This window comes from Nisaea sediminum, assembly GCF_014904705.1.
GTDB classification, from domain to species: Bacteria; Pseudomonadota; Alphaproteobacteria; order Thalassobaculales; family Thalassobaculaceae; genus Nisaea; species Nisaea sediminum.
In genome coordinates, this window is record NZ_JACZCQ010000005.1 from 222,979 (window position 1) to 247,960 (window position 24,982).

Annotated in this window: 16 protein-coding genes and 1 tRNA gene; 6 read left to right on the forward strand and 11 right to left on the reverse strand. The window is 64.7% G+C overall.

Annotation, left to right across the window (positions count from 1 at the left end; translation table 11 throughout):
- Positions 1-89: 89 nt before the first annotated feature.
- The gene (locus IG122_RS11550; protein WP_193183628.1) at positions 90-1,643 is read left to right on the forward strand and encodes an adenosine deaminase family protein; all 1,554 of its coding nucleotides are present in this window, start codon (positions 90-92) and stop codon (positions 1,641-1,643) included.
- A 15-nt stretch (positions 1,644-1,658) separates the two neighbouring features.
- On the opposite strand, the gene lepB is transcribed toward IG122_RS11550, so the two are convergent.
- Positions 1,659-2,324 (reverse strand): signal peptidase I, encoded by a 666-nt coding sequence (lepB, locus tag IG122_RS11555; protein WP_193183629.1) that lies wholly within the window; start codon positions 2,322-2,324, stop codon positions 1,659-1,661.
- A 154-nt stretch (positions 2,325-2,478) separates the two neighbouring features.
- Here lepB and IG122_RS11560 point away from each other — a divergent pair, with 154 nt between their 5' ends.
- Both IG122_RS11560 and IG122_RS11565 read left to right on the forward strand, forming a co-directional pair.
- Positions 2,479-4,068: an acyl-CoA synthetase gene (locus tag IG122_RS11560; RefSeq protein ID WP_193183630.1), complete on the forward strand. Its 1,590-nt coding sequence runs from the start codon at positions 2,479-2,481 to the stop codon at positions 4,066-4,068.
- On the forward strand, positions 4,068-4,913 hold the full coding sequence (locus IG122_RS11565) for a PPC domain-containing DNA-binding protein (protein ID WP_193183631.1): 846 nt from the start codon (positions 4,068-4,070) through the stop codon (positions 4,911-4,913). Before IG122_RS11560 ends, IG122_RS11565 begins: the two co-directional genes overlap by 1 nt.
- A gap of 9 nt (positions 4,914-4,922) precedes the next feature.
- On the opposite strand, the gene IG122_RS11570 is transcribed toward IG122_RS11565, so the two are convergent.
- From IG122_RS11570 to IG122_RS11585, 4 genes are all read right to left on the reverse strand, one after another.
- Entirely contained in the window at positions 4,923-5,543 is a 621-nt protein-coding gene (locus IG122_RS11570; RefSeq protein ID WP_193183632.1) for a hypothetical protein, read from the reverse strand.
- Between the two features lie 87 nt (positions 5,544-5,630).
- On the reverse strand, positions 5,631-6,383 hold the full coding sequence (locus IG122_RS11575) for a hypothetical protein (RefSeq protein WP_193183634.1): 753 nt from the start codon (positions 6,381-6,383) through the stop codon (positions 5,631-5,633).
- 133 nt (positions 6,384-6,516) lie between these two features.
- On the reverse strand, positions 6,517-8,115 hold the full coding sequence (locus tag IG122_RS11580) for an MBL fold metallo-hydrolase RNA specificity domain-containing protein (RefSeq protein WP_193183635.1): 1,599 nt from the start codon (positions 8,113-8,115) through the stop codon (positions 6,517-6,519).
- A 39-nt stretch (positions 8,116-8,154) separates the two neighbouring features.
- A complete protein-coding gene (locus tag IG122_RS11585; protein ID WP_319024868.1) occupies positions 8,155-10,884 on the reverse strand; it encodes a cation-translocating P-type ATPase in 2,730 nt (909 codons plus the stop codon).
- Between the two features lie 257 nt (positions 10,885-11,141).
- On the opposite strand from IG122_RS11585, the gene IG122_RS11590 reads away from it, so the two are divergent.
- Positions 11,142-13,832 (forward strand): 2-oxoglutarate dehydrogenase E1 component, encoded by a 2,691-nt coding sequence (locus tag IG122_RS11590; RefSeq protein ID WP_193183637.1) that lies wholly within the window; start codon positions 11,142-11,144, stop codon positions 13,830-13,832.
- An 18-nt stretch (positions 13,833-13,850) separates the two neighbouring features.
- Here the strand turns inward: IG122_RS11590 and IG122_RS11595 are convergent.
- The 5 genes from IG122_RS11595 to aceA all read right to left on the reverse strand — a co-directional run bounded on the left by IG122_RS11595 (position 13,851) and on the right by aceA (position 18,754).
- A tRNA-Ile gene (locus tag IG122_RS11595) sits at positions 13,851-13,926 on the reverse strand.
- A gap of 135 nt (positions 13,927-14,061) precedes the next feature.
- Complete coding sequence (locus IG122_RS11600; protein ID WP_193183639.1) at positions 14,062-16,395, reverse strand: xanthine dehydrogenase family protein molybdopterin-binding subunit; 2,334 nt, start codon at positions 16,393-16,395, stop codon at positions 14,062-14,064.
- 3 nt (positions 16,396-16,398) lie between these two features.
- Complete coding sequence (locus tag IG122_RS11605) at positions 16,399-16,851, reverse strand: (2Fe-2S)-binding protein (RefSeq protein ID WP_193183642.1); 453 nt, start codon at positions 16,849-16,851, stop codon at positions 16,399-16,401.
- 291 nt (positions 16,852-17,142) lie between these two features.
- Positions 17,143-17,340 (reverse strand): DUF4170 domain-containing protein, encoded by a 198-nt coding sequence (locus IG122_RS11610; protein ID WP_193183644.1) that lies wholly within the window; start codon positions 17,338-17,340, stop codon positions 17,143-17,145.
- Positions 17,341-17,449: 109 nt separating this feature from the next.
- Positions 17,450-18,754, reverse strand: a complete 1,305-nt coding sequence (gene aceA, locus IG122_RS11615; protein WP_193183645.1) for an isocitrate lyase — start codon at positions 18,752-18,754, stop codon at positions 17,450-17,452.
- A gap of 263 nt (positions 18,755-19,017) precedes the next feature.
- Between aceA and IG122_RS11620 the strand changes: the two genes are divergently transcribed.
- Positions 19,018-20,454: a helix-turn-helix domain-containing protein gene (locus IG122_RS11620; RefSeq protein ID WP_193183647.1), complete on the forward strand. Its 1,437-nt coding sequence runs from the start codon at positions 19,018-19,020 to the stop codon at positions 20,452-20,454.
- A gap of 270 nt (positions 20,455-20,724) precedes the next feature.
- The gene (locus IG122_RS11625) at positions 20,725-22,839 is read left to right on the forward strand and encodes a sensor histidine kinase (protein WP_193183649.1); all 2,115 of its coding nucleotides are present in this window, start codon (positions 20,725-20,727) and stop codon (positions 22,837-22,839) included.
- 59 nt (positions 22,840-22,898) lie between these two features.
- Here the strand turns inward: IG122_RS11625 and rpoD are convergent, their stop codons facing one another.
- Positions 22,899-24,932, reverse strand: a complete 2,034-nt coding sequence (gene rpoD / locus IG122_RS11630; protein ID WP_193183651.1) for an RNA polymerase sigma factor RpoD — start codon at positions 24,930-24,932, stop codon at positions 22,899-22,901.
- Positions 24,933-24,982 lie beyond the last annotated feature (50 nt).

Genomic DNA, 24,982 nt, shown 5'->3' on the forward strand with positions numbered 1-24,982 from the left:
AGCGGGACCCGTCTTGCAAGGGCCCTCCCACCCTGCCCCGCATATGGTATTGTGCCGGAAAATCCGGAACCGGATGTCGGAGGAAATCCATGCGCATCGCCGCGATCCTGCTGCTTCTGCCCTTTGCCCTCGGCGCCTGCGCCGGCCTACCCGACGGCAATCCCGAAGCCCGCACCGCCGCGCATTTCGAGAGCATCCGCTCCGACCGCACCCTGACCCGCGCCTTCCTCCAGGCAATGCCGAAGGGTGCGGACCTGCACACCCATCTCTCCGGCGCGGTCTATGCCGAGGCCTATATAGACTGGGCCGCCGACCCGGACCTCGATCTCTGCTTCGATCCCGCCGCGCGCTCCATCGTCGCCTGCGCCGCACACGTGCCGCCAGTGGCGAAGCCGGACTGCCGGGAAGAGGTACAGGTACGGATGAGCGATGCCGCCAACAGCGACGCCTGCCGGGCCGCCATCACCGACAATCTCTCGATGCGCAATTTCCGCCCCAACCCGCTCTCGGGCGAGCGCTCCGGCCACGACCAGTTCTTCGCCACCTTCGCCCGCTTCGGCGCGATCTCCGGCGATCGCAAGGCCGAAAGCCTCGCCTGGCTCGCCCGCAACGCGGCGCTGCAGAATATCTTCTATGTCGAGCCGATGATGACGCTCGGCTGGGTCAATCCGGCGGATCTCGGCGTGAAGCTGAAGCTGAAGGGCGGCAGCGATGCCGAACTCGCTGCCTTCGAGAAGGCTCTGCTCGACAACGGCTTCGAAAAGCTGGTCGATGCCGGCGCGAAGGTGCTGAACGACGCCATGGCGGGCGCCCGCGTCGAAATGGGCTGCGACGGGACCACGCCGGAGCCCGGTTGCGCCGTCACCCTGCGCCAGCTCGGCCAGAGCATCCGCACCCAGCCACCGGAGAACGCCTTCGCCCAGATCATGCTGCATTACATGATCGCCGACCGGGAGAAGCTCAGCGTCGGGGTCAATTTCGTCGCGCCGGAGGATTATCACGTCGCGCTCCGGGACTATTCCCTGCACATGGCAATCTTCGGCTACTTCAAGCGGAAATACGAACGGGTCGGCCTCTCGCTCCATGCGGGCGAGCTCTGGCTCGGCGTGACCGAGCTCGAGGACATGACCTTCCATATCCGCGAGGCGGTGGAGATCGCCGGCGTCGACCGCATCGGCCACGGCGTCGCCATCGGCTTCGAGAAGGGCAGCGAGGCGCTGATCGCGCGGATGGCGAAAGACGGCATCGCGGTCGAGATCAACCTCTCCAGCAACGAGCAGATCCTCGGCGTGAAGGGCAAGGACCACCCCTTCCCGACCTATCTGAAAGCCGGCGTGCCGGTGATGCTTTCGACCGATGACGAGGGCGTCGAACGGATCGACCTCTCGAGCCAGTACCAGCTCGCGAGCGAGCGTTACGGGCTCGGCTATGAGGAGCTGAAGATGCTGTCGCGGCAGAGCCTAGAGCAGAGCTTCCTCACCGGCGCCTCGCTTTGGCAGGACATCGAGGTCCCGATCAGGGCGGCCCCCTGTGTCGGAAGCTTCACCTCGGATGATTGCAAGGCCTTCATCGCCCGCAGTGACAAGGCACAAGCGCAGGTGGAGCTGGAGAAGCGGTTCGCGGCGTTCGAGGGGCGATGGTAAAGCGAGCAGACATCTCTATTCGATCGTCGCACCAAGCCTCGAGAGGTCCGGCGACAGATAGATGAACTTGGCAACGCCGATAATGTTGTCCAGGGGGACCAATCCAAGCTCCGCGTGACGACTGTCTTTCGCCCCGTCCCGGTTGTCCGCCAACAGAAGCATCTGTCCCGCTGGAACAGATATCTCGCCGAAGCTGGTACGCGCGGTGTCGGGAGCCGCGACCTTGATGAGATGCGAGTGCCCTCCCGGCAGCGTCTCGCGGACGAGGCGGTAGCCGCCGCCTGCCGGGCCCATGTCCTCTTCCGCGACGGCGCTTCCATTGACGTAGAGCACGCCGTCATTGATGGCGACCCTGTCGAACGGCAAGCCGACGAGTCGCCTGACCCAGTCCTGTTCCGGCTTCAGCGGATTACGGACGACTAGCACCGTCCCGCGAGAAGGAAACCCGCCAGAAGACGTCCTCAGTCGCGCCATCATATGCTCGCCTGGATTGAAGTTCGGCTCCATGGCCGGCGTGACGGAGTGATAGTTTTTCGCCTCAGAAATCATCCACGCCACGCTCGCTACACCAGTACGAACGCTGTGAAAGATAAACAATGCGATCAAGGCAGCAACAAAGACGGCGCTGCCGACCGTGCACCACTTGCCCACCCTTCTCAGGACACTTCGGTGCCCGGCCATCGAATATTCTCCCCCCGACCTGTCACTTCACCTCTCAGCGATCCCGGCGCAATAATCAACTGCACGGCGACAGCCGGTTCACGATAAGCTCTGATCAAACAGGACCTTTGTCGTTCCGGCGACGTCTAAAAACAAGAAAATCGGGAAGGAAACCATGAACGCGCCCGTCACCCCCTTCAGCACGCGCACGATGAACCTCGCGCATCTGGTCGAGCAGCAGGCGCGGCGGCTGCCCGACGCGCCTGCCTTCGTCTGGGGCGAGACCGTGTGGAGCTGGCGCGCCTTCGACCGGCGGGTGAAGGCGATGGCCGCCGTGCTGGCGCACGAGGGCGGGATCGCGAAGGGCGACCGGGTGCTGGTGCAGTCGCAGAACTGCAACCAGCTGTTCGAGAGCATGTTCGCCTGTTTCCGGCTCGGCGCGGTCTGGGTGCCGGCGAATTTCCGCGGCATGCCGGACGACCTCGCCTGGATGGCGGAGCTCTCCGGCGCGAAGGCGATGATCTGCAACGCGTCCTTCCCGGAGCACGCGGCGGTCGGAGGTCCCGAGCTGACCGCGCGCTTCTCTATCGGCGCGGCGGAGTTCGGGCCCGATATCGACAGGCTCATGGACAAGTACGCGGACGAGGTGCCGCCGCTCGCCGCGGTCGACCGGGACGATCCGGCCTGGCTCTTCTTCACCTCCGGCACCTCCGGGCGCCCGAAGGCCTCCGTCCTGACCCACGGCCAGCTCGGCTTCGTCATCAACAACCATCTTTGCGATCTCGTCCCCGGCGTGACTGAGAAGGACGCCTCCATCGTGGTCGCGCCGCTCTCCCACGGGGCGGGGATGCACCAGCTCATGATGGCGGCGCGCGGGGCGCCGACGATCCTGCCCGCCTCCCCCCGCTTCGACACCGGCGAGATCTGGTCGCTGGTGGAGCGCTGGCGGGTCAGCAACATGTTCACCGTGCCGACGATCCTCAAGATGCTGGTCGAGGCGCCGGAAGCGATGACAGCGGACCATTCGAGCCTGCGCTACGTGATCTATGCGGGCGCGCCGATGTACCGCTCCGACCAGATCAGGGCGCTTCAGGTGCTGGGTCCGGTGCTGGTGCAGTATTTCGGCCTCGGAGAGGTGACGGGTGCGATCACCTACCTGCCGCCGCGGGACCATTCCGCCGGCGACGACATGCGCGTCGGGACCTGTGGCTTTCCGCGCACCGGCATGCAGGTGGAGATCCAGGGCGAGGACGGAACGGCGCTCGGGCCCGGCGAGACCGGGGAGATCTGCGTCACCGGCGGCGCGGTCTTCGCCGGCTACTGGCGGAACCCGGAGGCGAACGCCAAGAGCTTCCGCGACGGCTGGTTCCGCACCGGCGATATCGGGCACATGGACGCGGAGGGTTACGTCTACATCACCGGCCGGGCGTCGGACATGTACATCTCCGGCGGCTCCAACATCTATCCGCGCGAGATCGAGGAGAAGATCCTCTTGCACCCGGCGGTGACCGAGACTGCGGTCTTCGGCATGCCGGACCCGAAATGGGGCGAGATCGGCGTCGCAATCTGCGTGCTGGAGGAAGGCCATTCCCTCGATGCCGCCGGGCTCGACGCGTATCTCCGCGAGAAGATCGCCTCCTACAAGCTGCCGCGGCAGTATTTCTTCTGGGACAGCCTGCCGAAGACCGGCTATGGCAAGCTCTCGAAACGGGTGATCCGGGCGGAGCTGGAAGAGCGGCTCGCCGCCGGCGAAAGCGCCGCCTGATGCGCGCCGTCACCCATCCGGGCCCGGTGGCGGAGGAGCGGCAGGAGATCCTGCCCGCCGAGGGCCGTCCCGTCACGCTCACCCTCAACGCGGGCCTCCCCTTCGAGGACGCGGTCGCGGAGGCGATGGCCGCGGAGGGGCTGGACGGCGCTTGGCTCGAGATCGAGGAGGCGATCGTCTCCTCCCTCGACTACGTGATCCCGGCGCTCTCGCCCGACAAAGACCATGTCGCCTGGTATTCCGAGATCCATTCCTTCGGCGGACCCGGCCGGATCGAGCGGCTGGGCATGATGGTCGGCCGCGACAGTGGCGCCTCCTTCCTGCACGGCCACGGGCTCTGGGCGCCCCAAGACGGCGAGATCGCGATGGGCCATATCCTCGCCCCGCGGACCAAGCTCGCCGCGCCCGCCGTCGCCCGCGGCATCGGCCTGACCCGTGCCTGCTTCGAGCGCCGCCCGGACCCGGAAACCAATTTCACGCTGTTCCGTCCGTCCGGCGACGACGTGACTTCGGAGGGTGCTGATTACGCCCTCGTCCGGCTCGCCCCCAACCAGGATTTTGCGGGCGCGCTCGACACGGCCTGTGCCCGGCTCGGCTGGGAAAGCGCGCGGGTGCACGGTCTCGGGAGTCTGATCGGTGCCACCTTCGAGGACGGCTCCGTACTCGACAGCCTGCCGACCGAGTTCCTGATCCTCGATGCGGAAGCGCGCGCGGAAGGTCAAAGCGGACCCGGCCCGGAGATCGCCATCGTCGGGACCGAGGGCGGCGATATCCGTCAGGGCAAGCTGAAACGGGGCGAGAACGCGGTGCTGATCACGGCGGAGCTGCTGCTGGAGCACGGCTGAGGCGACGGTTCAGTCTTCCGCTTCGGACGTTGCCCGCCGGGCCCTTGCGGTTTCCCTCACCCTGTCCCGCAATTCTTCCAGTTGCGCGCGGAAGCCGTCCGCATCGCCATAATCGACGAACCCCCTGTATCGCGGATGGGGCGCGCGGACGCGCAGCGCATGTTTGATCGGGCACCAGTACTGCTCGGTGCGGCTCGCGACTTCTCGGGCATAGGCGAGCACCCCGTTCGCGTATCCGCAATAGAGGCAGTTCAGCTTTTCGATCCCGTTGAGATAGCCGAGACGGTGGCGGTCGACGATCACATGGTCCGCGCGCCCGACCCGCTTCATGCCCCAGGCGGTGAAGCAGACGAGCTGGAACAGCGAAACAGCCAGGTCCAGAAGAACGATCGGGACAACCAGGCCATACACGGCCGGCGCGACGACAAGGGTTGCCAGCGGCGAGTGCCTGAGGAACGTCAGCAGGCCGGTCTTCAGCAGCTTGTGCTGCTGGCTGACGCTCTCTTCGAAGACTGCGCGCTTTTCTTCCAGACGGTAGCGGAACTCGGCCTGCCGCGCTTCGAGCTTGCGCTCGAGTTCGTCCTCCAGCCGGCCGAGACGGCGCACCAGGTCCTCGATCTCGTTTTCCATCTTCAGACCTTTCCCTCGGCACCCGATCCCCAGCATAGGCGATTATCCGGCGCGACGGCCGCAATTCCGCCCGCCCGGCCGAACGAATCAGTCAAACGCAGATGCTATCGTGCCGATTGGGATCCGGTGGTAGTGCGACACCAGCTTGACATAGGCGTATCCGGCCGCGATCGCGGGTATGGCCAATGTCGGTGCGGTCAAAAGGAGGGTCAAAACCGTCGTCAGGATCGGATTGTCAAAAGACATCCACCTCAACAGTGTCAGGAATTGATCAATGGCGACTTCGTACCCGGAATCAATGAGCCAGAAAACGAGGATATAACCCAAAATGCGTCCGCGATAACCTTCGGTGAGATCCGAACTTCTTCCCATCGCCGCGAATGGTCCGGTCCGCTCCACGGCGGAAACCGGTACTGCGACGAACCATTCGCACATCATGATCAATCCTGGAATGATCAGAAGCAGCAGACCGATGGCGATGAAGACATTCATCAGCAGGATGGTGATGAGAGCCCTGCCGGCGGAAGCAAACCCACGTAAAACAAGCCTAGATACAGGCACGAATTTCCCGCACATCTGCATCACCACCGCGTAAACGAAGACGGCGCTCAAGGCGGCAAACACCACCGTATTGATGGCGATGGTAACGACGATCGCCCATGTCGGCCCGCCCCCGAAGTCTCCGTCCAATGCCACTGAGGCAAAAAGCGCCCCCGGAAGTGAAGATGCCACCGTGACCAGCGTAAAGAACCAGAACCGCGAGAAGTAGATCTCGAAGGCCCCGTGAAATAGCGTTCCAAAGGTGATCGCCAAATCTCGCGGGGCAACCGGTTCTTTCATGAGCGGGACTTTCAGACTGGATTATGAATTTCCGACAATAGCTTGACGCTAGCAGCCGAGCACCACTCAGGCGAGCATGGAGAGATGCGTTTGCCGAAGAAAATTGTGCCCCGCCCGCCCGGCGCAATTACCCTCAGCGTCTCTCCGCCCCCTCAAGAGCCCGCATCACCCGGCGCATGATCTTCTTGCGCGACTTCTCGTCCGCTGCGGATTCCAGCTCGGCCCTGAGACGGAGCGAGAACTCCGCCAGCTCGTTGTGCCAGTCCGGCCCGCGCACCGCTTCCGGCGAAATCCGCCGGACCGCCTGCTTCTGCCGGAAGACCGCGCGGCCGCCGGAGAGGTCGACCACGTCGTCGAGCTTCGGGATCAGGATGCGCTCGGGCTCCACGCCCTTCGCCTCCAGCGCATCGCGCATGGCGGCGAGCGCGTCTTCCTCGCCATGGGTCAGGAAGATCCCGGACTTGACCGGCAGCCGCTCGGTCAGCCACTCGACCAGCTCCTCCCCATCGGCATGGCCGGAATAAACGTCGATCTGCCGGATCGCCGCTTTCACGCGCAGTTCCTCGCCGAAAATGGTCACCGCCTCGGCACCGTCCGCGAGGATGGCGCCGAGGGTTCCCGGCGCTTGGTAGCCGACGAGAAGGACCGTGGCGTCGGAGCGCCAGAGATTCTGCTTCAGGTGATGGCGGATGCGCCCCGCCTCGCACATGCCGCTGCCGGCGAGGATGATCGCGCCGCCCCGCACCCGGGCGATCCGCTTGCTCTCGTCCACCGTCTCCGTAAAACGGATGTTCGACCGCCGGAAACCGTCCCCGTTGGCCGGCATGTCCTCCAGCACGGAGGCGTTCTTCTCGAACACCTCCGTCGCCCGGATCGCGAGCGGGCTATCGAGGAAGACCGGCACCTCGGGAATCGTCGCGCGGTCAAAGAGCTTGCCGAGATCGAGCAGCAGTTCCTGCGTGCGCTCGACGGCGAAGACCGGGATCAGAAGGTTGCCGCCCCGCGCGAGCGCCGTGTTCACCTCTTCGGCAAGCACCTTCCGGCGGCGTTCGGGACCCACGTCCTCCCGCTGCCGGCCGCCGTAGGTCGCCTCGCAGCAGATCCAGTCCCAGTTCTCGGGCGCGTCAGGATCAGGATGGAGCAGCTTGCGGTCCGGCCCGATATCGCCGGAGAAAAGAAGCCGGGAGAGCCTGCCGCCGCGCTCTCCGGTCGAGACCTCGATCTCGATCGAGGCGGAGCCCAGAATATGCCCGGCATTCCAGAACCGGGCGCGCACGCCGTCGCCGACCTCGCGCCAGCTGTCATATTCGACGGCGGAGAAGTGCTCCATCGCCGTCTGCGCATCCTCCTTGCCGTAGATCGGGGTGACCGTCGGCCGGCCGCGCTGGGCGTTCCGCCGGTTCAGCCGCTCGACCTCCATCTCCTGTATGGAGCCGCTATCGGCCAGCATGTAGGTCAACAGATCGATGCTGCCCGTGGTGGCGAAGATCGGCCCGGAGAAGCCCTGTTTCACCAGCTTGGGGATCAGGCCCGAATGGTCGATATGGGCATGCGTCAGCAGGACGAAATCGATCTTCTCCGGATCGAACGGAAAGCTTCCGTAATTCAGCTCCTTCAGGGTCTTGGAGCCCTGGAACATGCCGCAATCGACGAGGAACTGGCATCGGTCCGTCCTGATCCAGTAGCAGGATCCGGTCACGGTTCCGGCAGCGCCGCAGAAAGTCAGGATCATTCGATGTCACTCCACTGATCGAGCCGGGGCTCCGGCAAACTAGTCCCCGTCACCCGTCCCGGTCGCATGTTTTTTGCGCGGGCCGAGCTTCGCCAGTTGGCCGAGCAGCCAGGGCACGAGGCTGAGACCGACCGCCAGCATCCAGCCTTCCGCATCCGGCGGCGAGAGGCTCAGGATATCCGAAAGACCCGGCATGTAGACCGCGCCGACCGTCAGGGCGAGACACCAGGCGATGGCCGCCCAGACATAGAGGTTCCGGGTGATCTCGTTCCGCAGGAAGCCGGTTCCCTGTTCCCGCATGTTGAAGACGTTCCAGAGCTGGGACAGCGCCAGGGTGAGAAAGGCGATGGTGACCGCCTGTTCCGGCGTCATGGCAAGCAGCGTCACCGAGAGATAGAAGGCGGCCAGCGTGGACGCCGTGATCGCCGCCCCGAAGCTCACGATTGTGATCCAGTGCCGCCGCGCGAGCAGCGGCTCTCTCGGGTTCCGCGGCGGCCGCTCCATGACATCGGGCTCGCCTTCTCCGGCGCCGAGCGCGAAGGCAGGGAACACGTCCGTAACCAGGTTCAGATAGAGGATCTGCAGCGGCAGGATCGGCAGAGGCATGCCGGACAGAGACGCCAGCCCGACGACCATGATCTCGCTCAGATTGCAGGACAGCAGATAGACGATGAATTTGCGGATATTGGCGAAGATCACGCGGCCCTGAGCGATCGCGGCAACGATGGAGGTGAAGGCGTCGTCGCGCAGCACCATGTCCGCCGCCTCGCGCGCCACCTGCGAGCCGCGCTGCCCCATGGCGACACCGATATCCGCCTTGGTGAGGGCCGGCGCGTCGTTCACCCCGTCTCCCGTCATCGCGACCACGTCGCCCGCGCTTTGATGCAGTGCGATCAGATCAAGTTTCTGCTTCGGGCTGACCCGCGCGAAGATCGCCGCATCAAGGAACCCACGCCGTTCGGCCTCGGACATTGCCTCAAGCGGAGGCAGATCCCTACCGTCGACGATCAAACCCTCGTCCTCCACCTCGAGTCCGACCGCCGCACCGATCTGACGCGCCGTCACCGCGTGGTCGCCGGTCGCCATGATCACCCGGATCCCGGCCCGCCTGCAGGCCGCGATCGCCCCGGAGACATCCTGGCGAGGTGGATCCTGAAGACCGACAAGCCCGAGCAGGGTCAGTCCTCGGTAGACCGGCTCGTCTGCCGAACCAGCGGTCTTGGCTGCGATTGCGAGAACACGGAGCCCCTTCTCCGCCAGAGCAGCGCTTCTTTCGTTCCATGCCGAGCGGTCCGCGTCGGAAAAGGCGGTTTCTCCGTCGGGCGCGGCGATGCGTGTGACCCGGTCGAGAACCGCCTCGGGAGCGCCCTTCACCGCGACGAGAAAACCTCCGTCCACGGAGTGGATCGTCGCCATCATTTTCAGTTCCGGATCGAACGCCTCCTCCTCCACTTCCGGGTACGCCTCAAGGAGCGCTTGGCGTCCGATCCCGGCTTTCGCGCCCAGATGAAGCAGGGCAGCCTCCATCGGATCGCCGATCGCCTTCGCCGCCTCCCGTCCGTCGCCGGCGGGTTCGAGCGCGGCGTTATTGCAGAGCACGCCGACCTCCAGAATACGGCGCAGCATCGCGTCCTTCGATGGATCGGGCGCGGTCTCGCCGACGGCAAGATCGCCGGACGGCAGCGCGAGAACCGTAACCGTCATCCGGTTCTCGGTAAGGGTGCCGGTCTTGTCGGTCAGAATGACGGTGGTGGCACCGAGCGTTTCGACGGCGGAGAGCCGCTCGATCAAGGCATTGCGCCGTGCCATTCGCCACATGCCCCGGGCAAGCGCCAGGGTCGCCACCATCGGCAATCCTTCGGGCACCGCCGAGACGGCGAGGGCAATCGCCGTCTCGATCATCAGCAGCGGAGGCTTGCCCGTGAGAATGCCGGCGAGCCCTATGATCACGGTCAGCAGGAGCGTTGCCCAGACCAGCTGGCGGCTCAGACCGTCGATGCGCTTTTCGAGCGGCGTCGCGCTGTCTTCCGCTTCCCCGGCAAGCGCGGCGATGCGGCCGAGTTCGCTCGACATGCCCGTGGCAACGACGACGCCCTCCCCCGCACCGCGGGTGACCGCCGTTCCCTGAAACACCATGTTCGAGCGGTCCGGCAAGGTCGTGTCCGGCGTCAGGGGACCGGTCTGCTTCAGCACCGGCAACGACTCTCCCGTCAGCACCGACTCGTCGCATTGCAGCTTCGAGGCCTTGATCAGCCGGAGATCGGCGCCAACGATATCGCCGCCTTCGAGAAGCACGATATCGCCGGGCACGAGGTCCCGGGCCGAAACCTCCGCAATCCGCCCGTCCCGCCGCACCTTGGCATGAACGATCCCCAAGCGGCGAAGCGCCTCCATGGAGCGCACCGCACGGAGTTCCGTGAAGAAGCCGAGCGCGGTGTTCAGCAGGATGACGATAAGAATCGCCAGCCCCTCGACCCAGTGACCGAAGGCGAAGGATATCGCTGCCGCAACACCGAGGAGCACGACGATGAGACTGGCGAACTGGTCGCGCAGGATGACGAGAGCACTCTTGGATCTGCGCTGTCCGAGCAGATTCGGTCCGTATAGCCTTCTTCGGCGTCCGGCCTCGTCTCCGCTCAGCCCTTCCTGCGAAGCGACGACCAGACGGGCGAGCGTTTCCTTAACCGGCAAAGCGTGCACGTCCGTGACGGCCTCGACCGGTTTCACGGAGGACCCACCGGATCCGTCACCACACTCTGCAAGTTGCACCCGTCGCACTCCGCTTTTTCCTCACTGGCCGACAATTCCCCAGCCATTGTTCCAAGGCTAGCAGGTCACGGGAAACATCGCTCTCCCGTCATCGCGACCGGACGCACCGAGCTGGCGGCCGGCGAGGCGGAACCGACTATTCCTCACCGGGTTCTTGCCAGGAGCGGCCTCCGATTTCTAAAGTCGGAGACGTCAATAACCGGGACCTTCTCTCCCGTCGCTCTCCCGCCGCGCAACGCCTGCATGAAAGGCTTTGAATGAGCACCCTATCTGGGGAAGACAACGGCTTTTTCCTCGATCTTTATGCCCGCTATCGGCGCGACCGCCACTCGGTCCCCGCCGACCTGGCGATCCATTTCGACAGCCTCGACGGCGTCGGCTCAGATGCGACACCCGGCGTCTCGGCGCTGGCGTGCGACCTTCGGGATGCCTACCGGCGTTTCGGCCATTTCGAGGCGGACCTAGACCCGCTCGCGCCGAACGCGCACCGCGACCCGGTCCTCTCCCGGCTGAGGGGCCGGATCGCAGAGGCAGGCCAGGAGATCACCGGACTGAGCCTCGCCGGCGAGATCCGGCAGCTTCCCCTCGCTGAGGCCGACGCCCTGCTGCGGTCGGTCTATTGCGGGCCCGCCGCGCTTGAAGCCGGCCACTTGCAGGAGGAGGCGGAAAGGGCCTGGCTCCACGAGGCCTTCGAGAAGGCGGTCTCGACGCCGCTCTCCGAAGCGGCGCTGGCGGCAACCCTCGACTCCATCGCGCTCGTCGACGCGTTTGAAGGCTTCATGCACCGGAAGTTCACGGCGAAGAAACGCTTCGGCAGCGAGGGAGCGGAAGCCTCCATCGTGCTGCTGCGGGAGCTGCTGCGCACGGCCCCCGGCCACGGCGTAAAGGAGGTCGTGATGGGCGGCATGCACCGGGGGCGCCTCGCGACGCTCGCCGTCGGTTTCGGCAAGAACCCCGCCACCCTTGCCGCCGAACTGATGGGCCGAGACCTGTCGGACGGTGCGACCTTCACCGGAGACGTTCCCTATCACCTCGGCTATATGGGCCGCTCTGAGAACGGCGGGCACAGTCTGGCGCTGACCATTCTTCCGCACCCGTCCCACCTTATGGTCGTCGCGCCGGTTGCCCTCGGATTTGCCCGTGCGAAGACGCGCCAGGACGACAGGGGACCGGGCGCGATCCTCCCGGTCCTCGCCCATACCGATGCCGCCTTCGCGGGACAGGGCCTGAGCGCCGAGCTGCTGCAACTCGGCGGTCTCGACAGCTACAGTGCGGGCGGTTCGATCCATCTGGTCGTCAACAACCAGATCGGCTTCACCACGATGCCGTCGGAAGGCCGCAGCGCGCAGTACTGCACCGACGTCGCGAAGCTCGTCGGCGCGCCGGTCCTGCACGTCAACGGCGACGACCCGGAGGCCGTGGCGCGGGTCGCCGGGCTCGCGATGGACTGGCGGGAGCGGATCGGCAGGGACATCGTGATCGACCTGGTCTGCTACCGCCGCAACGGCCATAACGAACTGGACGAGCCACGCTTCACCCAGCCCGACATGTGGCAGCGGATCGACAGCCACCCGAGCCTCCGGCAGATCGCCGCCGAGAAGTTCCGGGACCGGGCACCGCATCTTCTGGCCGCCGCCGACAGCACCGCCGAAGCCTACCGCATCCGCCTGCAGGACGGCTTCGATCGGGCCGCGGACGTGATGCCGAACGAGGAAAGCATCCAGAAGGGCGCATGGGCCGCGCAGACCGCGACCACCGAAGAGGCCCTGCTGCAGCCGGTAACAACCGGGGTCCCGGTAGAGCGCCTTCGAAAGATTGCGCTTGCCGCAAGCCGGATCCCCGACGGCATCGATGCCCATCCCAAAGTCCGGAGGTTCTACGAGGCGCGCGCGGAGACCATCCGGTCGGGCACGGACATCAATTTCGCCACCGCCGAGGCCCTCGCCTTCGCCAGCCTGCTGGCGGAGGGCTCGCGGGTCCGCCTCTCCGGCCAGGACGCTGTGCGCGGCACCTTCACCCAGCGCCATTTCAGGGTGCATGACATGGCGTCCGGCGAGACCTGCATCCCGCTCGCAGCGGCAGCGGAAAGGCCCGGAATGCTGGAGCTGATCAACAGCCCGCTGACGGAATACGGCGTACTCGGCTTCGAATACGGGCACAGCCTGCTCGCCCCGGAACAGCTCACCCTCTGGGAAGCGCAGTTCGGCGATTTCATGAACGGCGCGCAGATCGTGGTCGACCAGTATATCGTCTCGGCCGAGGCGAAATGGCGCCTCAGATCGGGCCTGGTCATCCTGCTGCCGCACGGGCTCGAGGGGCAGGGACCGGACCATTCCTCCGCCAAGATCGAACGGATCGCCCAGCTCTATGCCGGCGGCAACCTGATCCTGGCCAACCCCAGCACGCCGGCCAATCTCTTCCATCTGCTCCGACGCCAGATCAGGGCGCCATGGCGCAAGCCGCTGTTCGTTATCGCGCCGAAATCGCTGCTGCGCTCGCGCGATGCCGTCTCGACACTGGCGGAGATGGACGAGACGACCAGCTTCCGGCCCGTGATCGCAGGGCCATGCGCAGACCCGGGGCGGGTCCGGCGTATCGTCTTGTGTTCCGGCAAGATCTTCTATGAATTCGACCGCCGCAGACGGGAGGAGGGGATGGGAGAGGACATACTTCCCGTCCGCCTGGAGCAGATCTGCCCCTTCCCCCTCGAGGCTCTCCGGAAGACCATCGCTCCGTTCGGACAGGCGGAGATCGTCTGGCTACAGGAGGAAGCGGAGAATCAGGGAGCCTGGCCATTTGTCAGGGACGCGCTCACCTCTCCCAACATCGCGATTTCACAGAGGCCGCGGGTCGTCGCGCGCCCTCCCCTGCCGGTCTCCGCAGGCGGATCGATCGCGCGGCACGAGCGCGAACAGGGCGAGATCCTGAAGCGCGCGCTCGCGCTCTAGGACAGCTATGGGGAAAGGTGGTGGGCCCGGAGGGATTCGAACCCCCGACAACACCGTTATGAGCGGTGCGTTCTAACCGCTGAACTACAGGCCCTGATCCGGCGGAAAGCACCGGTCCGCTGTTATGCGCACCCGCGGCGGTGCCGTCAACCGGGCTGCATCGTCATGGACCCTTGGGAGAACAGAAACCGGCGGAACCTTCCGGTCCCGCCGGTGGAAAGATGGGTGGCTACGCCTTCAGCTGACCGCCGATCGGCAGATCGCGGATCCGTTTGCCGGTCGCGTTGAAGATTGCGTTCGTCAGCGCAGGCAGAAACGGCGGGACGCCCGGCTCGCCGACGCCCGTCGCATGAACCTCGAACGGATGCTCCACGATGTGGGTCTGCACCGCGAGCGGGAAGTCATTCGCCCGCGCCATCCGGTAGTCGTGGAAATTGCTCTCCACGACCGCGCCGTTCTCGAAGGTGACACCGCCATGCATCGCGGCGCTCATCCCGAAGACACAGGCACCCTGCACCTGCGAGCGCACCCGCTCCGGATTGGCCACATAACCGCAGTCGATCGCGACATGGGTCTCCGGCACCCGGAGGGTCCCGTCTTTCTCGACCTTCACGCGGACTGCCGTCGCCACATAGGTGACGAAGCTGCGATGCGCGGCGATGCCGAGCGCTTCCCCCTCGGGCAGGGACTTGCCCCACCCGGCCTTCCGAGCCGCAAGCTCGATCACGTTGCGCAGGCGCGCGGTGTCGTTCGGGAACTCCTCGTATGGCTCCCCGTAGTTCCAGAAATCAGGCAGCACGCCCGCGGCGAAGCGGTCGATCACGCGGCCGGGCCCGATCATCTCGAGCAGGAAATCCTTCTGGTCCCGGCCCAGTTCGTGCGCCAGTTCCGCCGTGACCGACTGCACGGCGAAGGCGCGCGGAATGTTGGAGACCGAGCGGTACCAGCCGACCCGGGTATGGGCCTTGGCCTCGCAGTCCTCGCACCTGACGTTGGGGATGTCGTAGGGCATGTCCGCCAGCCCCATGCCGACCTCGATCGGATGCATGTGGCCCGAGTCCGGCGCGAACAGGGCGAGGAAGGACGGCGCCGCGCTGCGGTGCCGCCAGGCCACCGGCCTGTTGTCGCCGTCGAGCCCGATCTCGATCCTTTCCACCGATGTGGTGTGATAGAACGAGTGCCGGATATCGTCCTCGCGCGTCCATTGCACGCGAACCGGCGCGCCGACCGCACGCGACAGCAAAGCCGCCTCGATCACGAAATCGCATTTCGATTTTCGGCCAAAGCCGCCGCCGAGCAGGGTGACGTTGACGGTCACGTCCTCTTCCTTCATGCCCAGCGCGCTGGCGACATCGACCCGCGTGCCGTACGGGCTCTGGACGCAGGCCCAGACCTCGCACTTGCCATCCTTGACGCTGGCCAGCGCCGCCGGCGGCTCCATCGGCGCATGGGGCATGTGCGGCTGGTAATATTCGCGGGTGAAGACGCGCGCGGCGCTCTTCAGTGCACCATCGGCATCGCCCTGGTCGCGGACCACCTTGCCGCTTGCCGCGGCCGAGGCGCTCAGCGCCTTGCGGTAGGCCGCCGTGTCATAAGATCCGTTCGGCCCCGCCTCCCACTCGATCTTCAGCGCCTCGCGGCCCTTCAGCGCCGCCCAGGTGCTGGAGGCGATCACGGCCACGCCACCGAGGGGCGCGAACTTGGCCGGCATCGTGCTCCCCGCGATCTCCTCGACCCGCTCGACGCCGTTCACGGCCATCGCTGCCTTTGAGTCGAAAGATTTCACCCGTCCGTTGACCACCGGCGGGCGGGCGATGACGGCGTATTTCATGCCGGGCAGGCTGACATCGGCTCCGTAGACGGCGGCCCCCGTCGTGATGTCATGCAGGTCCGTGATCTGGACCGTGCCCTTGCCGATATACCGGAAGGACCGCTCATCCTTGTAAGCGAGGCTTTCGCGCGGCGGGGTCGGCAGATCCATCGCCGCCTTCGCGAGTTCGCCGTAGCCGAGCCGCCGGCCGAGCGCCTTGTGCACGACCTGATGGTTGACGGCCTCGACCTCGCTGGGATCCACGCCCCATTCTTTGGCGGCGGCCTGTTCCAGCATCAGACGCACGGCGGCGCCGATGTCGCGGGCAGGCTGGATATGATGCCGCAGGCTGCGCGAGCCGTCGGTATCCTGATTGCCGTACTTCGGCTCGTCGCCCGGTGCCTGGACGATCCGCACCCGGTTCCAGTCAGCCTCCATCTCGTCGGCCATGATCATCGGGATCGTTGTGCGCGAGCCGGTTCCCATTTCCGAACGGTGGGCGACCAGCGTCACAGTGCCGTCGGGATCGATGGCGACGAAGACATGCGGATCGTTGACCACGCCGTGCGGCATCGACTGGCCGCCATGGGGATAGGGCTGGTAGGCGCCGGCCTCGCCGGGCAGGAACTGCAGGGCGACGACCAGACCGGTGGCGCCTCCGAGGAAGCCGCGGCGGCTGACATTCTGCAGAGCGGTCCGGGGCGCGGAGAGTTCGCGCGCGGGAGCGTTCAGACGTTCGATTTCTTTCAACATGGCTCAGGCTCCCGTGGATGCCGCGCGCACCGCGTCGACGATGCGCTGGTAACAGCCGCAGCGGCAGATGTTGCCCTGCATGCTGTCCATGATCTCCTGGTCGCTCGGCTTGGGATTGGCCGCGAGCAGGGCCGACGCCTGCATGATCTGGCCGGACTGGCAGAACCCGCATTGCGGCACGTTCAGGTCGCGCCACGCCTGCTGGACCGGGTGGCTGCCATCGGCGCTGAGCCCTTCGATGGTGGTGACGGACTTGCCCGCGGCATCGGCTACCGTGGTCTGGCAGCCACGCACGGCGACCCCGTCGAGATGGACGGTGCAGGCACCGCAGAGACCGGCCCCGCAGCCGTACTTGGTTCCGGTGAGTCCGGCCTCGTCGCGGACGAACCACAGCAAAGGCGTGTTCGGATCGCCGTCGAAGCGCTGTTCGACGCCATTGACTCTAAGCGTGACCATCATTCCTCCCTAAGCCATTTGGCTTTTCGTTTGCGGCTTCGGCACACCCTTTGCTCGGATGTTGACGTTATGCTCGCTATTTTTGGTTGACGACGAAGCATATCACATGGCGGCGGGAGCCGGTTGAGGATTCAGCACCGCGGAAACGAATGGCGCCTTGGGGCGCCATGCAAACCGGACAAAAAAGAGCCCGGCCAAAAGGCCGGGCCAGTCAGGCTTACGTCGGGCCGGAGATCAAGAGACGGCCCGAACCGCCAGGGATTGAAGTCAGTCCCGCGAAAGCGCTCCGGCTCAGCCGGCGGCACCCTCCTGCACGATGGTGTAGCGGGCCGTGCAGATGCTGCGCGTCTCGCTGGCGATCTTGTCCCAGACCGCCCGCGCCTCGCTCTGGTTCCCGAACGGGCCGAACAGTTGCTCGGTGCCGTCGATCAGCTGGCTGAAGCGGGTGTCGGTATATTCCCCGCCGATGACCCAAAAACGCTTGCTCATGTCCTGTCTCCTTGTTCTCGTCGATGGTCCGGGAGCCGGCGGGCGTGATTGGTGTGGTGGCCGCCCGCCGGTGCCGCTCTCCCGGACCCGTTTCCTCCCTTAACCCTGCTTATTCAGCAGCCGTGCGGGCCGCTTCCTCTTTCTCGTAGAACTGGGCTTCCTCGGTCGAACCGGTCAGCGCCGTGGTCGAGGAGGCGTCGCCCTTGATCGCGGTCGCGACCGCGTCGAAGTAGCCGGTGCCGACCTCGCGCTGGTGCTTGGTCGCGCTGTAGCCCCGCGCCTCGGCGGCGAACTCGGCATCCTGCAGCTCGGAATAGGCCGCCATGCCGCGGTCGCGGTAGCCCGAGGCGAGCTCGAACATGCCGTAGTTGAGCGAATGGAAGCCGGCCAGGGTGACGAACTGGTACTTGTAGCCCATGGCGCCGATCTCGCGCTGGAAGCGGGCGATGTCGTCCTTGTCCAGGTTCGCCGTCCAGTTGAAGGAAGGCGAGCAGTTATAGGCCAGCATCTGGTCCGGGAACTCTTTGCGGATCGCTTCGGCGAACCGCTTGCACTGCTCGAGATCCGGCGTCGAGGTCTCCATCCAGAGCAGGTCGGAGTACGGCGCGTAGGCAAGCGAGCGGGCGACGCAGCGCTCGAAGCTGGTACCGTCCTTCAGGCGGAAGAAGCCCTCGGCGGTGCGCTCGCCGGTCAGGAACGGACGATCACGCTCGTCGACGTCGCTGGTGACGAGCTTGGCGCTCTCCGCGTCGGTCCGGCAGATCACCAGCGTCGGCACGCCTTCCACGTCGGCGGCGAGGCGCGCGGCGTTGAGCGTATTGATGTGCTGCTGGGTCGGGACCAGCACCTTGCCGCCCATGTGGCCGCACTTCTTCTCGGAGGCCAGCTGGTCCTCGAAATGGACCGCCGCGGCGCCGGCATCGATATAGGCCCGGGTCAGCTCGTAGGCGTTCAGAGCGCCGCCGAAACCGGCCTCGCAATCGGCCACGATCGGGAGCATCCAGTCGGTGCTGTCATCGCCTTCGAGGTGATGGATCTGGTCGGTGCGGAGCAGGGAATTGTTGATCTTGCGCGCCAGTTCCGGGCCGCTGTTGGCCGGATAGAGGCTCTGGTCCGGATACATCGCGCCTGCGAGGTTGGCATCGGCCGCGACCTGCCAGCCGGAGAGATAGATCGCCTTCAGGCCGGCTTTCGCCATCTGCACCGCCTGGCCGCCGGTGACGGCGCCGAGGGAATGCACGAAATCTTCCTCGTGGATCGATTTCCAGAGCCGCTCCGCGCCGCGGCGGGCGAGGCTGTGCTCGATCCGGACAGTACCGCGCAGGCGCTCGACATCGGCCGTGGTGTAATCGCGCTTCACATTGGCAAAACGCCCCGACTGGGTGGACGTCAGTTTCTCGAACTCACCAGACATGTCTCTCTCCTCGTTTCGCGACCCCGTCGCGTGGCTGTCGGTCTCGGCTGCGGCGACCGCTGTTTGTTGTGTGCGCCGCAAAACTGGAAAGAGCCTGGGGGAGAAAAAGCGAATGGTCCATAAGCTATTGAAAGTAAAAAAGTAAATCTGTCATACTTGTAAAATTAAATGGTGCGAAGTTGAAAATCGTGAAAATCATTGTGCAACAGCGAAAGCACCATAAGCTGAGACGACATCCTTTGCGGATGCGGGAGGACAACGCGATGGAAGCGCTTGACCGCAAAGCGATGCTGGGGCCGAAGATCCGCCGTTTCAGGACCGACCTCGGCATGAGCCAGACGGAAATGGCAGGCGAGATCGGCATCTCGCCGAGTTACCTCAACCTGATTGAACATAACCAGCGCCCGGTCACGGTGCCGCTGCTGTTCAAGCTCGGCCAGGCCTTCGACCTCGACCTGAAGCAGTTCGCCGAGGATGACGACGCCAAGATCGTCGCCGAGCTTGCGGAAGTGTTCAGCGATCCGCTTTTCCGCGACCAGCCGGTGCGCCCAGTCGAGCTGCAGGAATTCGCCGTGCGCTCGCCCAATGCCGCGCAGGCCATGTTGCGGCTCTATCATGCCTACCGGCAGGTCTGGGAAAACGCGCGGCACGGCTCGGCAGTCGACGGCCGGGACCCGTTGCCTGATCCGGACCAGCCGCTCTCCCCGGTCGAGGCGGTGCGGGACCTGCACCAGCGCGAGGCCAATCATTTTCCCGAACTGGAGACGGCGGCCGAGGCGCTCTGGAAGGACGCGAAGCTCGAGCGCAACGATCTCTTCCGGGGGCTGACCGCCTATCTCGAGCGCGAGAAAGGCATCGCGGTGAAAGTGATGCCGGTGCATGTCATGACCGACACATTGCGCCGGTACGATCCGCACGGACGCCGCATCCTGCTGTCCGAGGCATTGCTGCCGTCAGGACGCTGTTTTCAGGTTGCCGCGCAGATCGCCGCGCTGGTCCATCATGAGCTGATCGAAAGCGTCGTCGGCAGGCTGGACCCGGCGGACGCCGAGACCCGCAACATGCTCTTCGTCGCGCTGAGCAACTATTTCGCCGGCGCCGTCCTCATGCCTTACGAGGCGTTCCGGAGCTCGGCCCAGGAACTCAGGCACGATCTGGAACTGCTGCGCCGCCGCTTCGGCGCCAGTTTCGAGCAGGTCAGCCACCGCCTGACCACCCTGCAGCGTCCGGGCGCACGCGGCATCCCGTTCTTCTTCATCCGCGTCGACGCGGCCGGAAACGTTTCGAAACGCCTGAACGGCGGCGGCTTCCAGTTCGCCCGCTACGGAGGCACCTGCCCGCGCTGGGTCGTGCACGAGGCTTTCCGGACGCCGGGTCAGGTCCACACGCAGGTCGCCCGGATGCCCGACGACACCACTTTCTTCACCATTGCCCGCACTCTCGACAGTGCCGGCGGTTGGCACCAGCAGCTGCAACCCCAATTCGCCGTCGGCCTCGGGTGCGAGATCAAGGATGCAAAGCATCTTGTCTATGCCGACGGGCTCGATCTCCCGCGAGCCAACGGCGCCACCCCTGTCGGCGTTTCCTGCCGGCTCTGCGAGCGGCTGGATTGCAGCCAGCGAGCGCATCCTCCGCTCAACCGGACGATCCGCGCCGACCAGCATATGAAAAAGGCTTCGGCATTCTCGTTCGAGGAATAACCCCAAACCGCTGAATTTTCCGCAATTGGTGCGCAGAGGCACTTCCTCATGTAGAGTGAAAATCTGGGGACGGGGCTGGAGCAGTGAGGAGAGACGCGTGAGCGGTCTTCAAAGCAATGGTTCGTGCCCGCTTCCGGTTTGGCCTTATCAGCACTGCACGAAGTGTCTGACGACGGCCGGCGGCTTCGAATTCACCATGTGACGCCGCCTTTGCTACGCCGGAACTTCAGATATTCGACGATTATTGCCGTCGCGTCGTTCGGCTCACTCATGGCGACCTCCGGAGTGATCGTCTGGCTCGGCTTCTGGTTCGCGCAGAAGACGCTCAACGCCGAACTGCACCAGCACGAACAACACTACCAGAGGATCGTGGAGCTTGAGTTTCGCTCGAAACAGGAACATCTCGACGGTTTCCTCCGGATCCTTGCACAAAGCGGCGAATTGGCACGGAGCCTTCGCCAGCAGGATCACGCCACAGGCGCCCGGATTCTCGAAGCTGCCTATTACGAACTGGAAAACGGCGAGCTCGATTTGCTGCAGATCGTGACCGTGCCGGGCGGGAACGTCATAGATGTCAGTCCCGGAGGCTTCGGCCTCCGGGAAGCGCTTGGTGATCTAGCTTCAATCCCAATCAGCGCCAAGCGGCAGGTCTTCCTGAGTGGCCAAGGGGAGTATTCCGGCCTCTACGCCGTGGTCGGCCGCACTCCCATTATCGAACAGGAGAGCCGCGTTCTCATCGGTTGGCTGATTGGCGGATCCATTCTGAACGACAATACGCTCGTGCTCGATGCGTTGCTCCAGGATATCGGCGTACTTGCTGCCGGGCTGGTCGTGGGTGGAGAAATGATCGCCGCAGCGTCGCGGAGCGAGGTTGACGACGCCGGTGCTCTAATTCGCAACGCGGCGCCGGATACCGTCCACACCTTGCCGTTCCGTCTCTCCGATGACGGACCGGAGACCGAGCTCTGGGTGGTTCCCCACATTTCTCCGGTGGCATCGCTGAGGAATACCTATCTTGCTCTTCTGCCAGGAATTTTCGGACTTACACTGATGCTCGCGGTCGGGCTCAGCTGGTTCCTCAGGATGATTACGAAGCGGTCTCTGAGCGAACTCTCGCGCTATGCCGGGGCCGTCGCAGCCACGATGGAAGGGGGACGGGACGTCCCGAAATTCGAACCCGGACTGATCCGGGACTTCAATCAGCTCGGCGAGACGATCGAGCGCGTGTTCGACGGCTTCCGTGCCAGTGAAAATCGCACGGATTCAGTTATCGACCGAGCCCCCGCAGCGATCTATGCCAAGGATCTCGACGGTCGCTACATCATTGCAAATGCTCAATTCCTTTCCATGTTCGGGTTCGAGCGCGAGCGGGTAATCGGTGCGACCGACCGGGATCTGTTCTCCGAAGACCTGATCAGCGAGATCCAGGCATTCGAGACAGCCAACAAAAATCATGGCGCCGGTAACGCCCGCGAGATCACCATCCCCGTCGCCGGAGCGGATCGGGCCTATCTCGGCGCTATTTTCCCACTCAAGGGCGAGGAGGGCCAAGTCTATGCCCACTGCACAATCCTCGCCGACATCACCGACCGCAAGCGGACCGAGAATGCGTTGCGCCAGGCGAAGGAGGAAGCCGAGTTCGCGAACTCGGCAAAGACCAGCTTCCTTGCAGGCGTAAGCCATGAACTGCGCACGCCGCTGAACGCGATCATTGGTTTCTCCGAGATGATTGCCGGAGAGGTGCTCGGACGGATCGAGAACCGGAACTACGTGGATTATGCAAGGCATATCCAGTCAAGCGGGACCCACCTGTTGAGCCTGATAGGGGATGTGCTCGATCTCTCGGTCATCGAGTCCAGAAAGGAGAATGTACGCGAGGAAGCCCTGGATATCGAAGAACTCGGAGCAGATTGCCTGCGTATGATCTCAGACCAGGCTGCATCCGCCGGTATCGAGGTCAGTTCGGATATCGACATGCGCGGCCGGGCGCTCAGAGCGGACGCACGGCGTATCCGGCAAATCCTGATCAATCTTCTCACCAACGCGGTGAAATTCACACCTAGAGGCGGCCATGTAAGACTCCTCGGTAACGTCAGTGAAACCGGGCGTATTCGGCTCGCGGTCATGGATAACGGTATCGGCATGGATGAAGTAACGCAGGCCCATGCCTTCGAGCCCTTTATGCGAGGCTCGACCAGCATGGTCAGGCATGCCGAAGGTGCCGGCCTCGGCCTCGCACTGGTGAAGCGCCTGGCGGAACTCCATAACGCAGAAATGGACTGCAAGAGCGCGCCCGGCCAAGGAACGACAATTTCGATCACTTTCCCCGCCGTCCGCTCCGTCGCGGCACCGCCACAGCTTGTTTCGAGCGAATTGGGAAACTGAAAAGGCGGCCTTCCGAGGAACGCCGCCTTTTGTCGATAACCCGTTAATCCGCGCCCGGCCTAATAGTCGAGGAAGCTCCGGAGTTTCCTGGACCGGCTCGGATGCTTCAGCTTGCGGAGCGCCTTCGCCTCGATCTGGCGGATACGCTCGCGGGTGACGCTGAACTGCTGGCCGACTTCCTCGAGCGTGTGGTCGGTATTCATGCCGATGCCGAAGCGCATGCGCAGCACGCGCTCCTCGCGCGGGGTCAGGCTGGCGAGCACGCGGGTCGTGGTCTCGCGCAGGTTCGCCTGGATCGCCGCGTCAAGCGGCTGCACCGCGTTCTTGTCCTCGATGAAGTCGCCGAGATGGCTGTCTTCCTCGTCGCCGATCGGCGTCTCGAGGCTGATCGGCTCCTTGGCGATCTTCAGGACCTTGCGGACCTTCTCCAGCGGCATGACCAGCTTCTCGGCCAGCTCTTCCGGGGTCGGCTCGCGGCCGATCTCGTGCAGCATCTGGCGCGAGGTGCGGACCAGCTTGTTGATCGTCTCGATCATGTGCACCGGGATACGGATGGTCCGGGCCTGATCGGCGATCGAGCGGGTGATCGCCTGCCGAATCCACCAGGTGGCATAGGTCGAGAACTTATAGCCGCGGCGGTATTCGAACTTATCGACCGCCTTCATCAGGCCGATATTGCCTTCCTGGATCAGGTCGAGGAACTGCAGGCCGCGGTTGGTATATTTCTTGGCGATGGAGATCACGAGACGCAGGTTCGCCTCGACCATCTCCTTCTTCGCCCGGCTCGCCTCGCGCTCGCCCTTCTGCACGGTCTGCACGATTCGGCGGAACTCGTTGATCGGCAGGCCCGCATCCTCGGAGATCGCCGCCATGCCGTCGCGGATCTTCTCGATCTCGGCCGCGTTCTTCTCGACGAACTTGGACCAGCCCTTGCCGGAGAGCCCGGACACGCGCTCGCTCCAGTCCGGATCCAGCTCGTTGCCGAAATGCTCCTTCAGGAAGGCGGCCCGGTCCACACCGGCCTTCTCCGCCATCTTGAGCATCCGCATGTCCATGCCGGACAGGTGCCGGTTCAGGTTGTAGAGCTGCTCGACAAGGGCCTCGATGCGTCCGTTGTTGAGGCGGACGCCTTCCATCAGGTCGACCAGCTCGTCGCGCAGCTTCTCGTAGCGGCGCTCGCTCTGGGCGGTCAGCTCCTCGCCCTTCTGCAGGCGCTGCAGACGCTTGTCCTGCACCTTCTTCAGCTTGCCGTAGGTATCGGCGATCTGGTCGAAGGTCTCGAGCACCTGAGGCGTGAGGGCGGCTTCCATGGCGGAAAGAGACATGTTGTTCTCTTCGCCATCCTCCTCGTCGTCATCGTCGTCGGAGGAGGTGTCGCCGGACTCGCCGGAGGATTTCTCCTCGTCGCCGTCCTTGGCCTCGCCTTCGCTGTCGGCCTCGTCCTCGTCGCTCTCGGACTCGGCGGTTTCCTCGTTGTCGTTGTCGTTGTCGTTACCGCCCTCGCTGTCACCGTCGTCGGTGGCGGCATCCGGTCCGCCGCCATAGGTCGCGTCGAGGTCGATGACGTCGCGCAGCAGGACCTTCTCTTCCTTCAGCGCGTCGCGCCACTGGATCAGGGCCTTGATGGTCAGCGGGCTTTCGCAGATGCCGCCGATCATCATCTCGCGGCCGGCCTCGATGCGCTTGGCGATGGCGATCTCGCCCTCGCGGGAGAGCAGCTCGACACTGCCCATCTCGCGCAGATACATCCGCACCGGGTCGTCCGTGCGGCCGACATCGTCGTCGGCGACATTGCCGGCGACGCTCTTCTCGTCCTCGGCCTTGGCGTCGTTGCCGCTGTCTTCCTGATCCTCGTTCTCGACCACGTTGACGCCCATCTCGCTGAGCGCGGACATCACGTCTTCGATCTGCTCGGAGGACATCTCCTCCTGAGGCAGTGCCGCGTTCACCTCGTCATAGGTGAGGTAGCCGCGCTCCTTGCCCTTCTTGATCAGATTCTTGACGGTCTGATTGACGTTGTCGATCAGCGGACCGTCGGAATTCTCTTCGCGGTCCCGGTTCTCGTCTTCGTTCGCCAGCGACTGTTTCGCCATTCGTTCGTCGACCTCTCCATATGCGCCGCCGTCCCCACCCCGGGACAGCC